At 73.6% G+C, this 14,598-nt stretch carries 14 protein-coding genes; 5 read left to right on the top strand and 9 right to left on the bottom strand.

The window, feature by feature from the left end:
- Positions 1-20: 20 nt before the first annotated feature.
- Complete coding sequence (locus tag LUW75_RS04350; RefSeq protein ID WP_250334454.1) at positions 21-1,442, bottom strand: sensor histidine kinase; 1,422 nt, start codon at positions 1,440-1,442, stop codon at positions 21-23.
- Between the two features lie 31 nt (positions 1,443-1,473).
- Complete coding sequence (locus tag LUW75_RS04355; RefSeq protein ID WP_250337538.1) at positions 1,474-2,214, bottom strand: response regulator transcription factor; 741 nt, start codon at positions 2,212-2,214, stop codon at positions 1,474-1,476.
- A gap of 263 nt (positions 2,215-2,477) precedes the next feature.
- Between LUW75_RS04355 and LUW75_RS04360 the strand changes: the two genes are divergently transcribed.
- The 5 genes from LUW75_RS04360 to LUW75_RS04380 all read left to right on the top strand — a co-directional run bounded on the left by LUW75_RS04360 (position 2,478) and on the right by LUW75_RS04380 (position 8,164).
- Positions 2,478-3,263, top strand: a complete 786-nt coding sequence (locus tag LUW75_RS04360; RefSeq protein ID WP_284453801.1) for an amino acid ABC transporter ATP-binding protein — start codon at positions 2,478-2,480, stop codon at positions 3,261-3,263.
- Between the two features lie 33 nt (positions 3,264-3,296).
- Positions 3,297-4,220: a glutamate ABC transporter substrate-binding protein gene (locus LUW75_RS04365; protein WP_250334455.1), complete on the top strand. Its 924-nt coding sequence runs from the start codon at positions 3,297-3,299 to the stop codon at positions 4,218-4,220.
- 127 nt (positions 4,221-4,347) lie between these two features.
- Entirely contained in the window at positions 4,348-4,995 is a 648-nt protein-coding gene (locus LUW75_RS04370; protein WP_250334456.1) for an amino acid ABC transporter permease, read from the top strand.
- Positions 4,992-5,927 (top strand): amino acid ABC transporter permease, encoded by a 936-nt coding sequence (locus LUW75_RS04375; protein WP_250334457.1) that lies wholly within the window; start codon positions 4,992-4,994, stop codon positions 5,925-5,927. The genes LUW75_RS04370 and LUW75_RS04375 overlap by 4 nt, the downstream gene beginning before the upstream one ends.
- 569 nt (positions 5,928-6,496) lie before the next feature.
- A complete protein-coding gene (locus LUW75_RS04380; RefSeq protein ID WP_250334458.1) occupies positions 6,497-8,164 on the top strand; it encodes an FAD-dependent monooxygenase in 1,668 nt (555 codons plus the stop codon).
- Between the two features lie 108 nt (positions 8,165-8,272).
- Here LUW75_RS04380 and recX read toward each other — a convergent pair whose 3' ends face one another.
- The 7 genes from recX to LUW75_RS04415 form a co-directional block, all read right to left on the bottom strand.
- Positions 8,273-8,842, bottom strand: a complete 570-nt coding sequence (recX, locus tag LUW75_RS04385) for a recombination regulator RecX (protein WP_250334459.1) — start codon at positions 8,840-8,842, stop codon at positions 8,273-8,275.
- 4 nt (positions 8,843-8,846) lie between these two features.
- Complete coding sequence (gene recA, locus LUW75_RS04390) at positions 8,847-9,977, bottom strand: recombinase RecA (protein WP_250334460.1); 1,131 nt, start codon at positions 9,975-9,977, stop codon at positions 8,847-8,849.
- A gap of 519 nt (positions 9,978-10,496) precedes the next feature.
- Positions 10,497-11,777, bottom strand: a complete 1,281-nt coding sequence (locus LUW75_RS04395) for an AI-2E family transporter (protein ID WP_250334461.1) — start codon at positions 11,775-11,777, stop codon at positions 10,497-10,499.
- 79 nt (positions 11,778-11,856) lie between these two features.
- Entirely contained in the window at positions 11,857-12,051 is a 195-nt protein-coding gene (locus tag LUW75_RS04400) for a DUF3046 domain-containing protein (protein ID WP_250334462.1), read from the bottom strand.
- Positions 12,052-12,575: 524 nt separating this feature from the next.
- Positions 12,576-12,893, bottom strand: coding sequence for an AzlD domain-containing protein (locus LUW75_RS04405; protein ID WP_250334463.1), 318 nt, complete (start codon positions 12,891-12,893; stop codon positions 12,576-12,578).
- On the bottom strand, positions 12,890-13,654 hold the full coding sequence (locus LUW75_RS04410; protein WP_250334464.1) for an AzlC family ABC transporter permease: 765 nt from the start codon (positions 13,652-13,654) through the stop codon (positions 12,890-12,892). The genes LUW75_RS04405 and LUW75_RS04410 overlap by 4 nt, the downstream gene beginning before the upstream one ends.
- Positions 13,655-13,664: 10 nt before the next feature.
- On the bottom strand, positions 13,665-14,537 hold the full coding sequence (locus LUW75_RS04415) for an AraC family transcriptional regulator (RefSeq protein ID WP_250334465.1): 873 nt from the start codon (positions 14,535-14,537) through the stop codon (positions 13,665-13,667).
- Positions 14,538-14,598: the final 61 nt, after the last annotated feature.

A 14,598-nucleotide genomic window follows, 5' to 3' on the forward strand; every position in this document is an offset into this window, starting at 1 on the left:
CACCCGCGTCCCGCCTCCCCTCACGGGGCGGTGCCGGCCGCCCCCGCCCCCTCGGGCGCCGTACGCGGCACGGTGAGGGTCACGCACAGGCCGCACGGATCGTTGTGGGCGAAGGCGATCGAGCCCCCGCCGGCGGCGAGCAGGGACCGGCAGACGGACAGGCCCAGACCGGAGCCCTTGACGTTCTGGTGGCGGCCGCTGCGCCAGAAGCGGTCGCCGACCCGGTCGAGCTCCTCGTCCGTGAGCCCCGGCCCGCGGTCGGCCACGACGATCCTCGACGCGTCGCCGCTGGCCGCCGCCCCGACGGTCACCGTCTCGCCCGCCGGGGTGAACTTGAGGGCGTTGTCGATCACGGCGTCCAGGGCGCTGGAGAGCGCCACCGGGTCCGCCCAGGCGGTGACGGCCGCGGGCCCGCGGCCGGTCAGGCGCACGCCCCGCTCCTCGGCGAGTGGGCGCCAGGCCGCGACGCGCTCGGCCGCCAGCCGCCCGATGTCCGTCAGCCGCAGGTCCGCGGAGGCGTGCTCGGCCAGGGCCAGGTCCAGCAGGCCGTCGAGGACCCGGGCCAGGCGCTTGCCCTCCGTGCGGACGGAGGCGATCTCCTCGTTCCCCTCGGGGAGTTCCAGCGCGAGGAGGTCGATGCGCAGCAGCAGCGCGGCGAGCGGGTTGCGGAGCTGGTGCGAGGCGTCGGCGACGAACGCGCGCTGCTGCTCCAGCACCTCCTCGACATGGTCCGCCATCTCGTTGAACGACCGGGCCAGGCGCCTCAGCTCCGGCGGGCCGCCCGATGCGGCGACCCGCGAGGTGAGCCGTCCCGTCGCGATGTCGTGGGCGGCGGCGTCCAGGACGCGGACCGGCTTCAGCACCCAGCCGGTGAGCCGGAACGCGGCGCCGACGGCCAGGAGCATCGCCGCGCACTCCCCCACCGCGATCAGGAGCCAGCCGTACAGGATGCCGGAGCACAGCTGCCCGGTCGGCGAGTCGGTGACCACCACGGCGACCACGTCCCCGTCCCGCACCACGGGCGAGGCGACGGCCAGCCGCGGGTCGTCCTGCCAGGGCCAGACCTGGGGCGGGTCGTGCGACCGGCGGCCGAGCAGGGCCTCGCGGAACGCCCGGCGCAGCTCCCCCTCCTCGGGCACGGCCCACCCGCGGGGCGCGGCGGCCATGGCCGTGCCGTCGCGGTGGTACACGCCGGCCCTGATCCCGTACACGTCGTGGTACCGGGTGAGCTCGCCCTGGAGGGTCGCTCGCCGCTCGTCGCTGCCGGGGCCGGACTCGGTGACGTACTGGGCGATGGCCGCGAAGCGCGCCGTGTCGTCGATCCGGTCGACGACCACCGTCTGCTGGCGGGCGGCGGCGAGGCTCCCCGCGAGGGGGAAGCCGAGCGCGAGGAGCACACCCGCCATGAGGACGATGAGCAGGGGGAGAAGACGCGTACGCACGGGTCGCCGGCCGTTTCGTCGGTCGTCGGCCCTACCGGGCCACCGTCGGGGCTGCGGGTGCGACCATGCGGTACCCCACGCCCCGCACGGTCTCGATCAGGGAGGGCATCCGCAGCTTGGCGCGCACCGACGCGACGTGGACCTCGAGCGTGCGGCCCGTCCCCTCCCAGCTCGTCCGCCACACCTCGCTGATGATCTGCTCGCGGCGGAAGACCACCCCGGGCCGCTGGGCGAGCAGCGCGAGCAGGTCGAACTCCTTGCGGGTGAGCTGCACGGCCGCACCGTCCACGCTGACCCGGCGGGTGGGCAGCTCGATGACGACGGAGCCCAGCCGCAGGGGTTCGGCGGACGGACCGTGTACCGGGAGGGGACCGGTGTCCTCCGCGTCGCCGCCGGCGGCGCGCCGGCTGACGGCGTGGATGCGGGCGAGCAGTTCGCCCGTGTCGTACGGCTTGACGACGTAGTCGTCGGCGCCGAGGTTCAGGCCGTGTATGCGCGAGCGGACGTCCGACCTCGCCGTCACCATGATCACGGGGGTGCTGGTGAGCTTGCGGAGCCTTCCGCAGACCTGGTAGCCGTCCTGGTCGGGGAGGCCGAGGTCGAGCAGGATCACGCCGAAGGGCGCCCTCCCGGCGTCCCCGGAGGGCAGGACCACCGCCCTGAGGGCCTCTTCGCCGCTCCTGGCGTGCGTGACGGCGAAGCCGTGCTTCCTGAGCACCGCGGCGAGGGCCGCGGCGACGTGGTCGTCGTCCTCGACGAGGAGCAGTCTCATGGCCTCCCCCGGTGGTGGGTCGCTCACCTCGGCGACATCCTGACGTCATGTACCACGGCATCCACGCCGATCGGGGGGCGTCAGTCAAGGGGGCGGGGGCCGGCACCGCGGTTCCGTTACCCACCCGTACCCGGGCCGGCGGCCCCGTTCACGCAGCGTACCGGCCCGCGGCCGTATCGTTATGCTCAATTTCCGCTCAGATGTGATGACGCTGCTCTCAGGCCGTGATTAAGGTCCTCCCCAACCGACGAGGACGGAGCATGATGAGCGGAGTGTCAGTGACCAAGGGCAGTGACGGCGCCGTGGCGGCGGCAGACGGCCTGGTGGTGCTGAGCAACGTCAACAAGCACTTCGGCGCGTTGCACGTGCTCCAGGACATCGACCTGACCATCGGACGGGGCGAGGTCGTGGTCGTCATCGGTCCGTCCGGATCCGGCAAGTCCACGCTGTGCCGCACGATCAACCGCCTGGAGACCATCGACTCGGGCACGATCGCGATCGACGGGAAGCCGCTTCCGGCGGAGGGACGCGAACTCGCCCGGCTGCGCGCCGACGTCGGCATGGTCTTCCAGTCCTTCAACCTGTTCGCGCACAAGACCGTCCTGGAGAACGTCGTGCTCGGCCAGGTGAAGGTCCGCGGGACGGACAGGAGGACGGCGGTGGAGAAGGCCAGGCAGCTGCTCGACCGGGTGGGTGTGGCCACCCAGGCCGACAAGTACCCGGCCCAGCTCTCCGGCGGGCAGCAGCAGCGCGTGGCGATCGCCCGCGCCCTGGCGATGGACCCCAAGGTGATCCTCTTCGACGAGCCGACCTCGGCTCTCGACCCGGAGATGATCAACGAGGTGCTGGAGGTCATGCAGCAGCTCGCCCGCGAGGGGATGACCATGGTCGTCGTCACCCACGAGATGGGCTTCGCCCGGTCGGCGGCCAACCGGGTGGTCTTCATGGCGGACGGCAGGATCGTCGAGGAGGCCACGCCCGACCAGTTCTTCAGCAACCCCCGCAGCGACCGTGCGAAGGACTTCCTCTCGAAGATCCTCCACCACTGACGAGCACCCACCCACGACCTGAGGGATGTCCACATGAAGCTCCGCAAGGCCTCCTCCGCCGCCGCCGCGGCCATCGTCCTCGCGCTGACCGTCACGGCGTGCGGTGGCAAGGAGGGCTCCGCCGGCGACCCGCAGTCCGTCAAGCCGGGGCAGTCCGGTGCGCCGGAACTGCCGAAGTACACCGTCGCCCAGAACGTCACCCTGGACTCGCCGACGCTCCAGAAGGCCAAGAAGCGCGGCAAGCTGATCATCGGGTCGAAGGCGGACCAGCCGTACCTCGGCTTCGAGGACCAGGCCACCAAGAAGCGCTCCGGCTTCGACGTCGAGATCGCCAAGCTGATCGCCGCGGACCTGGGCTTCGGCGAGGACCAGATCGAGTGGAAGACCGTCGACTCGGGCGTCCGCGAGACGGCGATCTCCAAGGGGCAGGTCGACTACTACGTCGGCACCTACACGATCAACGACAAGCGCAAGCAGCTCGTCGGTTTCGCCGGCCCCTACTACAAGGCCGGCGCGGACCTGCTCGTCCGCAAGGACGAGAAGGCCATCACGGGCCCGAAGACCCTGAAGGGCAAGAAGGTCTGCTCCATCGTGGGCTCCACGCCGCTGCAGGAGATCAAGAAGCCCGAGTACGGCGCGCAGACCACCGAGCTGGCCAAGTACTCCGACTGCGTGCAGCAGCTGCTGACCGGCCAGGTGGACGCCGTCACGACCGACGACGCGATCCTCAAGGGGTACGCCGCGTCGAACCCGGCCAAGCTGAAGGTCATCGGCGAGCCCTTCACCGAGGAGCCCTACGGCGTCGGCATGGACAAGGGCGACAAGGCCCTGCGGGACTTCGTCAACGACTCGCTGGAGAAGCACGTCAAGGACGGCACGTACAAGAAGATCTACGAGGCCACGCTGGGCCTGTCGGGGTCTCCCTACGTCGAGCCGCCGGCCGTCCAGCGCTACTGATCCCGCCCCCGGCGAGCGCCCCGCACGCGAGACGTGCGGGGCGTGCCGCCCCCTGCCCCGACGTCCTCCGTCCCGACGTCCCCCACCCTGCCGACCCCGCCCCTGCCGCCGCCGACGCGGAGACCTCATGAACGTACTGCTCGACAACTTTTCGAATTTCCGTGCCGGCTTCCTGGGAACGCTGTCGATCACCGCTGTGAGCAGCGTGCTCGCCCTCGTGCTGGGCGTCCTGATCGCCGCGTTCCGCGTCTCGCCGGTCCCGCCCCTGCGGTTCTTCGGCGCAGCCTGGGTGACCCTGCTGCGGAACACACCGCTGACCCTGCTCTTCCTCGTCTCGTTCTTCGTCGTGCCGGAGATCCTCTTCCCCGGCATGAGCACCTTCGTGCTCGGCGCGCTCGCGCTCGGCCTGTACACCTCGGCCTTCGTCGCCGAGGCGGTCAGGTCCGGGGTGAGCACGGTCCCGCTGGGGCAGGCCGAGGCGGCTCGTTCGCTCGGCATGTCCTTCGGGCAGACCCTGCGGCTCGTCGTCCTCCCGCAGGCCACCCGGACGGTCCTCCCGCCGCTCAGCTCCATCTTCATCGCCCTGACGAAGAACTCGGCGATCGCCGGCGCGTTCAGCGTCACGGAGCTGTTCGGCTGGCAGAAGCTGCTGAGCGACCAGGGCTACGACATCGTGTCCCTCTTCTTCTGGGTGGCGCTCGGCTACCTGGTCATCACGTTCACCATCAGCGGCGTCTTCCGGCTGCTGGAGCGACGTCTGGAGGTCGCGCGATGAGCGCCAGTGTCCTGTACGACGCCCCCGGTCCCAGGGCGGTCGCGCGCAACCGCGTCTACGCGGTGGTCGGCACGCTCGCCGTGCTCGGGCTGATCGGCGTCAGCGCCGTCCGCCTCGCGGAGAAGGGGCACTTCGCCCCGGAGATGTGGGACATCTTCAACTACGCGGGCATCCGGCAGAACATCGCCGACGGCGTGGTCTCGACCCTCAAGGCCTTCGGCATCGCCGCCGTGGGCTCCCTGCTCCTGGGCGTGCTCCTGGCGGTGGGGCGGCTGTCCGAGCACCGTCCGGTCCGGTGGCTGGCGACGACCTTCATCGAGGTCTTCCGCTCGATCCCCCTCCTCATCACGATCTACGCGGTGTGGGTCGGCTTCCTCACCGACCACTCGATGTGGGCGCTCGCCCTGGGCCTCTCCCTCTACAACGGGTGCGTGCAGGCCGAGGTGCTGCGCGCCGGCGTCAACTCGGTGCCGCGCGGCCAGCGGGAGGCGGCGTACGCCCTGGGACTGCGCAAGACCCAGGTCATGGCCAGCGTGCTCATGCCGCAGGCGGTCCGGGCGATGATGCCGACGATCATCAGCCAGCTCGTGGTGACGCTCAAGGACACGTCGCTCGGCTTCATCATCCTCTACCCGGAGCTGCTCTACTCGGCCCGGCTCATCGCGAGCAACACCCAGGTCAACGGGCAGTACCCGTACGTCTCGACGATCATCGTGATCGGTGTGATCTACGTCGCGATGTGCCTGGCGCTCTCCGCCCTCGCGAACTGGATCGAGCGGCGCGGCCGCAGGGCGAAGACCGGGATCGGTACGGCCGCCGCCGCCGAACCCGCGGAGGCGCCCGGCGTCCTGGGCGGGACGGGGACACCCGCCGACGAGCTCGGCCCCCGCATCGCCAAGGAACCCCACGTCACCAAGGAGCCCCGCGACTGAGGGGACCGCGGGTGAGCGGATCCTGCGGGTGCCGGGCATCCGCGTGAGCCCGGCGGACGGCTTCCGGCCCGTCCGCCGGGCTTCTTCCGCTGCGTGTCCCCGGCCGCCCGGCGCACGTCCGGCGGTGCGGAACCCGACCCGGGCGAAGACCGCGGCCCGTGCGGAGAGCGAGGCCCGAGCGGAGGTCGGGGCCCGGGCGAAGACCGAGGCCCGGGCGGAGAGCGAGGTCCGGGCGGAGAGCGAGGTCCGTGCGGAGGTCGGGGGCGCCGTGGAGGCCGAACCGGGCGGAGGCCGGGGCCCGTGCGGAGGCCGGTTCCGTACCGTCCCGCGAGGTGCTCCGGCCGGTACGCCGCGCTCGGACGGGGAGTGGCGCGCCCCCGGCACGGCGGCCGTGCGCTCACGGAACGCGCGGCACCCCCGCCCCGCCTGTTCCACCGTCGCTTGACGCAAACACGCGCAGTGGGTTGCATACGTTCTGTGATCGCTCACCGGGTACCAGTCGTACATCCACGCGTTTCCCCTGCTCCTCACAGGTCCCTCCGGATCGAGGAAGTCACAGGAGTCGTGCCGTGGACCCGGTGATCATCGTCGGGGCGGGGCCGGTCGGGCTCGCGCTGGCCCTCGCGCTGGCCGCGCAGGACGTGCCGTCGGTGGTCCTGGACGAGGGGCCCGGCGACGACGGGTACCGGCCCGCCCGGACGGTGGTGCTGCGGGCCGACACCGCGGCGTTCGCGGAGCGGTTGGGCTGCGCCGGGGCGCTGCGGGACGAGGGCGCCCGGTGGACCGGGTGGCGGACGATGCGGCGCGGGCAGCTCACACGGCACCTGTCGTTCGCGGACGTACCGGACCAGGGGCCGGCGGACGAGAGCGGCGAGGAGGAGGCGGACGAGGAGGTCGCGGCACCGTTGCACGTTCCGCAGCACGCTCTGACGGCGGCGCTGCGCGCGGCTCTCGCGTCGCCTCCCGCGGCCGGTCTGGTACGGGTCGTCACCGGCTGCCGCCTGGACGCTCTGGAACAGGACGCGAAGGGGGTCTCGGCGCACACCCGCGGGGTGCGTTCGACCTGGTGGCGGGGAAGCCACCTGGTGGGTTGCGACGGCGCCCGGTCCACGGTGCGCAAGCTGCTGGGCATCCGCTTCCCGGGGCGTACGGCGGTGGAGCGCCACGCCGTCGCGACGCTCCACGCGGAACTGCCGTGGCCCGGGGAGGGCGTACTGCATCGCCGGCCGCCGTGGCGGGGCGGCGGGGACGAGGTGACGGCGCGCCCGCTCCCCGACGGGGGCTGGCGGCTGGACTGGCTGCTGCCGCCGCGCGGGGACGTGGTGACGCCGGAGGCCCTGGTGCGGCGGATTCGGGAGACGCTGTCGGGGTGGTGCCGGGGCACTCCCCCGTACGAGCTGATCGACACCGGTGTGTACACGCTGCACCACCGGCTCGCCCGGCGCTGGCGGGCCGGCCGGGCCTTCCTGGCCGGGGACGCCGCGCACCTGCTGGGCGCACTGGGCACGCAGGGCCTGGACGAGGGGCTCCGCGACGTGGAGAACCTGGCGTGGAAGCTGGCGCGGGCGTGGCACGGCGACGGCACGCCGGAGGTCCTGCTCGACAGCTACCAGGCGGAGCGGCGCACGGCGGTGGCCGCACGGCTGCGGGCGGCGGACCAGTCGCTTCCGGCGCTGCGGGGCGGGGGCGGGCTCCGGACCTACCTGCGGGGCGGCTCACGTGGGTACGACGCGCTGCTGACCGACGGGCACCTGGGGCTCGGACCGCTGGGCGCCCCGCCCGCCTATCCCCATTCCCCGCTCACGCCGACGGACGTGGAGGGCGGGGTGGTGGTCGGCACGGCTCCGGGCGCGCCGGTCGCCGATGTGCCGGTGACCGCGCCCGACGGCACGGCGGGACGGCTCCGGAGCCGTCTGGGGCGGGGAGTGCTGGTGGTGCTCGTCGCCCCGGGGACCGGGGTGTGGGACCGGCGCCACTGGGTCACCGCAGGGGTGATGCCCCAACTGGCCGAGACGGTGCGCGGTCTGTCCGTACGGGGGGAGCTGCTGGTCACGGAGGCGTACCCGGGCGCGGCGGCGCACACGGTGCTGCTGGTGCGCCCTGATGGCCATCTGGCCGCGGCCTTCGCCGGCGTGCACCCGGCGGCCCTCCGCATGGCGGCGGAGGTCCTGATCGGAGCCGCGCCGGAGCAGGCGGCGGCCGGCTCCCCCGCGGAGGAGGCCGCCAGCACCCCCTGATCCAGAGGCCGAGACCGGGGCTCGGGGCTCGGGGCTCGGGGCTCGGGGCTCGGGGGCAGCGAACCTCCGGGACCGGTCGGCTCCGGGGCCGAGCGGACTCCGGATCCGTCAGGGGCTGTCGAGGTCCAGCCCCTCGATCTCCTCGCCCTCTTCCTCCAGCTCCCGACGGACGACGCGGAGGGCGAGGCCCTCGGGGTAACCCTTGCGGGCGAGCATGCCGGCGAGACGGCGGAGGCGGCGATCGCGGTCCAGGCCGCGGGTGGCGCGCAGCTTGCGCCGGACCAGGTCGCGCGCCGTCGCCTCCTCCTGCTCTGCGTCGAGCCGGCCGACCGCCTCGTCGATCAGGGAGGAGTCCACGCCCTTGGTTCGCAGTTCCCGGGCAAGGGCACGGCGGGCCAGGCCGCGGCCGTGGTGCCGGGACTCCACCCACGCCCCGGCGAACGCCGCGTCGTCGATCAGTCCGGCCTCCTCGAAGCGGGAGAGGACCTCGTCGGCGACCTCCTCCGGGACGCCCCGCTTGCTCAGCGCGTCCGCGAGCTGCTTGCGGGTGCGCGGCATCCCGGTGAGCAGGCGCAGGCAGACGGCCCGCGCCCGCTCCGCCGGGTCCTGGGGCGGCGGCTCCTCCTCGGCCCTCGACGAGTCGGCGCCGCCGCCCGGCCATTCGGTGCGCCGGGCCACGGCCCTAGCCCTTGGCCGCTGCGGTCCGGGGCGCCTTGGTGGCCTTCACCACCGGTGCGGGAACCGGCTTCGCGGCCTCGATCACGGCGTCCGCCGCGCCCGGGACGTCCGGGGCCTGCTCCGCCGCCGCGGTGTCGGGCCGGACGCCGACGCCCAGCTTCTCCTTGATCTTCTTCTCGATCTCGTTGGCGAGGTCGGGGTTGTCCTTGAGGAAGTTGCGGGCGTTCTCCTTGCCCTGGCCGAGCTGGTCGCCCTCGTACGTGTACCAGGCGCCGGCCTTGCGGATGAAGCCGTGCTCGACACCCATGTCGATCAGGCCGCCCTCGCGGCTGATGCCCTGGCCGTAGAGGATGTCGAACTCCGCCTGCTTGAACGGCGGGGCGACCTTGTTCTTGACGACCTTGCAGCGCGTGCGGTTGCCGACCGCGTCCGTGCCGTCCTTGAGGGTCTCGATGCGCCGGATGTCGATGCGCACCGACGCGTAGAACTTCAGCGCACGGCCACCGGTGGTGGTCTCGGGCGAGCCGAACATCACGCCGATCTTCTCGCGGAGCTGGTTGATGAAGATCGCCGTGGTCTTGGACTGGTTGAGCGCGCTGGTGATCTTCCGGAGCGCCTGGCTCATCAGGCGCGCTTGCAGACCCACGTGCGAGTCGCCCATCTCGCCCTCGATCTCCGCACGCGGCACGAGCGCGGCGACGGAGTCGATGACGATCAGGTCGAGCGCGCCGGAGCGGACGAGCATGTCCACGATCTCCAGGGCCTGCTCGCCGTTGTCGGGTTGGGACAGGATCAGGTTGTCGATGTCGACGCCGAGCTTCTGCGCGTACTCGGGGTCGAGGGCGTGCTCCGCGTCGACGAAGGCGACCTGGCCGCCGGCCTTCTGCGCGTTGGCCACGGCGTGCAGGGTGAGGGTCGTCTTACCGGAGGACTCCGGGCCGTAGATCTCCACCACGCGGCCGCGCGGCAGGCCACCGACGCCGAGCGCCACGTCGAGCGCGGTGGAACCGGTCGGGATGACCTCGATGGGCTCCCTGGACCGCTCGCCCATCCGCATCACGGCGCCCTTGCCGAATTGCCGTTCAATCTGTGCGAGCGCGGCGTCGAGCGCCTTCTCGCGGTCGGTTCCTGCCATGGGTTCCACCCGGTTTGCTTGAGTCGATCGCTTCACGTAAAAGACGCTAACCCCTGCCACTGACAACGCGCCTCGACGTACCTCGCGGCCTGTGGAAAACCGCCGTTCCGGCACACGGATCCCCTGGCCACACCCCCATAAGAATAGACGTTCGATTTTTGTGTCAAGCGAGCCGCGCCGTCCGGGCCGGGTCGGCCCGGCGCGGCTGCCGGCCTTCCGGGCATCGCCGAGATGAGCCCGGATGGGGCCATGGGACGATCGTGGAGCCCTGAGTGCCCGGTTCGCCTTCGGCGGCGGGCGGCGGAGTCGCGCTCGGCGCCGTGCCGGGCGACCGCGTCGCCACCGGACCGGGCGCACCCTTCCGATGAACGCACAGAGGCGTGGCGGGAGCGGGCGGCAGCATCGGCGTTGAGGTGCCGTCCTCCGCGCCGTGCGTCAGCGCGCCGTGGCGCCCCCGCCGGACGCGCCCCGCCCCACGAGGTCCCGCTCCGGTCCCTCCCGCGACGGCCCCGCCCCCGGTCAGGAGCCGCCCGGGGGCGGCGTCTGGTCGCGCCCGGTGCGCAGCGCCCGCTGGACCCTGGCCAGCACCATCTCGCCGTGCCGGCGGTGGCCGTGCACCCGCGGGTCCTCCGTCACCGCGTAGCGCTTCACGTACGCGCCGAGGAACGCCTGCAGCGTGGCGACCGCGGGGATCGCTATCAGCGCGCCGACCGCGCCGAGGAGCGCGGTGCCCGCGACGACCGAGCCGAAGGCCACCGCCGGGTGGATGTCCACGGTCCGCGCCGTGAGCTTGGGCTGGAGCAGGTAGTTCTCGAACTGCTGGTACACGACGACGAACGCCAGCACCCACAGCGCGTACCAGGGTTCGACGGTGAACGCGATCAGCATCGGCAGCGCGCCCGCCAGGTACGTGCCGATGGTCGGCAGGAACTGCGAGACGAGCCCGACCCACACGGCGAGCGCGGGCGCGTAGGGGACGCGCAGGAACTCCAGCAGGACGAAGTGCGCCGCGCCGGAGGTCAGGGCCATCAGGCCGCGCGAGTAGAGGTAGCCGCCGGTCTTGTCGACCGCGATCTCCCAGGCCCGCAGCACCTCCGCCTGCTTCGCCGGGGGGAGGACGGAGCACAGGGCCCGGCGCAGGCGGGGACCGTCCGCGGCGAAGTAGAACGAGAAGAGGAGGATCGTCAGGAGCTTGAAGAGGCCGCCGAGCACGGTGGCGGAGACGTCGAGCACGCCGCTCGCGCTGTTCTCCACGTAGCTCCGGAGCCACTCGGAGCGCAGCAGGCTGTCCTGGACCGCGACCCGGGAGAGCTCCGTGTCGAACGTGTGGTTGGTCCAGTTGATCAGCGAGTCGAGGTACTTGGGCAGGTCCTCCACCATGTCGACGATCTGGCCGGCGAGCATCGATCCGAGGAGGACGACGAAGCCGACGCTCACGACGACGACCCCCAGGAACACCAGGAAGGTCGCCAGGCCCCGGCGCATCCCCCGGGCCGCCATCCGGCCGACCGCGGGCTCGACGGCGAGCGCGAGGAAGAACGCGATCAGGATGTTGATCAACAATCCGATGAGCTGGTGGAACGCCCAGCTGCCCAGCTGGAAGCAAGCGTAGAGGGCCAGCGCGAGAGCCATCGCCCTGGGCAGCCAGCGCGGCATCCGGGCGGTGCTCGCGAGGGCCGGGGCCGGCTCGGCGGCCGGAGCGGTCGTCGAGCCGGCCGCCGGTCCGGCCGGTGCGTCGGCCGGCTCGGCGGCCGGCTCGGGTCCGGGGGCGGGGTTCTGGGTCTCGTCAGTCGGGGCCACGGGGCAAGTGTCGCGCACACCGGCGACACCGCGCCCGGCCCTGTGGACGGGCCCGGCGCGGCGTGCGGCCGACCGCGGATCAGCGCTTGTCGGCGGGGACGTCGACGGCCGCGCACACGGCGCGCCACACGTCCTTCGCCTCCCATCCGGCGTCGAGCGCCTCGTACACCGTCCGGCCGCCCAGCTCGGACATCACGTGGTCACGGGCGAAGGAATCGGCGTAGGCCGCACCGAAGTGGTCCGCCATGCGCTCCCAGAAAGTCGTCAACCGCATGCGCCCAGTATCGCGCCCCCGGTAACACGGCCCGCCGCGGCCGACGCGCCCGTACGAGGCCGGGGCCGCCGTGGCGTTCCCCGCCGGGGTCCCGTACCGGGCCCCGGCGGGGGCGGCCGCGGACCGGCTGGGCGCGGTGGCCCGGGAGCGGCGACCGGCCGTGCTGGAACCGGACCGGCCCAGGCGCATCCGCTCTCCTCCGGGCGCGCGCCGGGCGAGCACCACCACCCGCACGACTCCGCGCCCGGCCGGACTCGCTCGCCCGGCGGTGGTTCCCCGACCGGGAGGCGGTCCGCTCCCCGGACCACCGGCGACCGGGCAGGCCGGGGACGGCGGCGGGGCGGTCGGCGGCGGTGGGCGCCGGGCACCGCCCCGGAGTCGCGGCCGACCGTCACGATCGAGGCGCTGCGCACGCCGCGGGCCCACGGACGCCCCGTCGGCTGGCCGGCCCCGGTCCCGCGGGTCGGCCGAGGCCGGCCCGCGCGCCTCCCGCACGGCCTGCGGTCCCTCCCGCCCCGTGCGGATCAGCCGCCCAGGGACCGTACCCCGGCCGTGACCGCCACGGCCGCGGCGACGACCACCAGGAACGGTGCGCGGAGCACCAGGGCGAGGGCCGCGGCGGCGAGACCCGCGCCGCGCGCGTCGACCACGAGCACGCCGTCGGCGCCGAACGTCTGCTGCGCGGTGAGCGCGGCGAGCAGCGCGACCGGCAGCAGTGCCGCGAGCCGCCGCACGAGGGGCCGCTCCAGGATTTCCGCCGGCACCAGCAGGCCGCCGAGTTTCAGCAGGTAGCAGCCGGCGGCGGTCAGGCCGATCGCGGTCCAGGCGGCGGTGGCGCTCATCGTCGCGCCTCCCTTCGCCCCCGCAGCCACAGCACGGCGGGGGCGGCCAGCGCCGCGACGAGCACCGGCACGCCGGCGGGCAGCACCGGCAGGGAGCCGAGTCCCAAGGCGACCGCCAGCGCGGCGACGGCCCGCTCGGTCGTGGAGCGCAGCATGGGGGCGAGGAGGGCGAGGAAGACGGCCGGCCCGGCGGCGTCGAGGCCCCAGGCCCCGGTGTCGCCGACGGCCTCCGCGCCCAGAGCACCGGCGAGCGTGGTGAGGTTCCACAGCACGTAGAGGGTGAGACCGGTGGTGGTGAAGCCGATCCTGGCGGCGCGGCGCGTGGACTGCGCGAGGGCCACCGCCGCGGTCTCGTCGATGACCCAGTGGGCCCCGAGCGGGCGCACCGCGCGCGGGAGGGCCAGCAGCCGGGAGAGGCGCAGTCCGTAGAAGGCGTTGCGGGTTCCGAGGAAGAGCGCGCCCGCGGCGGCGGTGAACGGGTTGCCCCCGGCGGCGAGCGCGCCGACGAGCGCGAACTGCGAGGCGCCGGTGAAGACGAGCAGGCTGAGCGCACAGGTCTGGAGCAGGTCCAGCCCGGCGCCGGCCGAGGTGACGCCGAACGCGAAGCCCGAGAGGCCGACGGCGGCGCCGACGCCGAGGGAGTCCCGTACGACGGCCCGGTCGGCTCCGCGGCCCGTCCGCTCCCGCGGCCCGGCGGGCGGGCCCGCGTCCGCGGCGTGCCCGGTCGGGGATGCTGCTGGTGGTATCGACTGTTCTGCCACGTCCGGGACGCTACGGCCGGTCCGGCCGCCCGGTCTTGTACGTTCTTGCGCGCTCCCGCTGGTAGGCCCCGGGCGGGACGCCGACGATCCGGGTGAAGTGGCGGTTGAGGTGCGGCTGGTCGGTGAAGCCGACCGCCACCGCCGCCTCACCGGGGGGCGTCCCGGACTCCAGCAGGCGGCGGGCCGTCCGTACGCGCGCGTCGGTGAGCCAGGTGTGGGGCGGCATCCCGTACGCCGTCTTGAAGGCGCGCAGCAGGGCGAACGGGCCGGTTCCCAGCTCCCGGGCGAGCTGCTCCAGGGACGGTGGCCCGGCCATGCGGTCCAGGAGCACCTCGCGGGCGGCGGCGGCCGTGCGGGCGCCGGCGGGACGCGGGGTGCTCGCGGGGAGGGCCCGGCCGTGGCGGCGCAGCAGCCGGGCGACGGCGATCCGCAGGAAGCTGTCGGCGGCGAGGACGTCGCCCTCCTCGGCGGCGCGGTGCACCGCGCCGATCAGCCGGGCGGTGCTCTCGTCCTCGACGATCGTCTCGCCGAAGGCGGCCGTGCCGCGCAGGGTGGTCTCCTCCTCGGCGATCCGGGCGACCAGCCGCGACGAGGGGTAGAGCGTGGCGTACGACCAGCCCTCGGGCGCCCCGGCGCGCGCGGAATGGGGCACCTCGGGGTTGATCATGACGACGGTGCCGGGACGGGCCCTGACCGTGCCCTGGGGTACGACGACGTCCTCGACGCCCCGGCGGACGGCGCCCAGCACGTAGCCCTCGTGGCTGTGGCGGGAGAAGGAGTGACGGACGTAGCGGGCGCGCAGCAGGTCGAGTCCGGGCACGCCCGGGTGCCGCCAGTGCCGGGCCCACTCGTCGGGCCGCCCGCCGTCCGGGATGGTCGCCATGCCTCCATTCTGTGCCGTCGGTACCCCCGCCGACCTGCGTGTCCACGGTGCGGACACCGGT

This window comes from Streptomyces sp. MRC013, assembly GCF_023614235.1.
Lineage (GTDB): Bacteria > Actinomycetota > Actinomycetes > Streptomycetales > Streptomycetaceae > Streptomyces.

What these genes read in the sequence shown, in the direction of transcription:
- LUW75_RS04355 (WP_250337538.1), bottom strand. Translation starts at nt 2,214, where the DNA reads ATGAGACTGCTCCTCGTCGAGGACGACGACCACGTCGCCGCGGCCCTC.
- LUW75_RS04360 (WP_284453801.1), top strand. Translation starts at nt 2,478, where the DNA reads ATGAGCGGAGTGTCAGTGACCAAGGGCAGTGACGGCGCCGTGGCGGCG.
- LUW75_RS04365 (WP_250334455.1), top strand. Translation starts at nt 3,297, where the DNA reads ATGAAGCTCCGCAAGGCCTCCTCCGCCGCCGCCGCGGCCATCGTCCTC.
- LUW75_RS04370 (WP_250334456.1), top strand. Translation starts at nt 4,348, where the DNA reads ATGAACGTACTGCTCGACAACTTTTCGAATTTCCGTGCCGGCTTCCTG.
- LUW75_RS04375 (WP_250334457.1), top strand. Translation starts at nt 4,992, where the DNA reads ATGAGCGCCAGTGTCCTGTACGACGCCCCCGGTCCCAGGGCGGTCGCG.
- recA (WP_250334460.1), bottom strand. Translation starts at nt 9,977, where the DNA reads ATGGCAGGAACCGACCGCGAGAAGGCGCTCGACGCCGCGCTCGCACAG.
- LUW75_RS04400 (WP_250334462.1), bottom strand. Translation starts at nt 12,051, where the DNA reads ATGCGGTTGACGACTTTCTGGGAGCGCATGGCGGACCACTTCGGTGCG.
- LUW75_RS04405 (WP_250334463.1), bottom strand. Translation starts at nt 12,893, where the DNA reads ATGAGCGCCACCGCCGCCTGGACCGCGATCGGCCTGACCGCCGCCGGC.
- LUW75_RS04415 (WP_250334465.1), bottom strand. Translation starts at nt 14,537, where the DNA reads ATGGCGACCATCCCGGACGGCGGGCGGCCCGACGAGTGGGCCCGGCAC.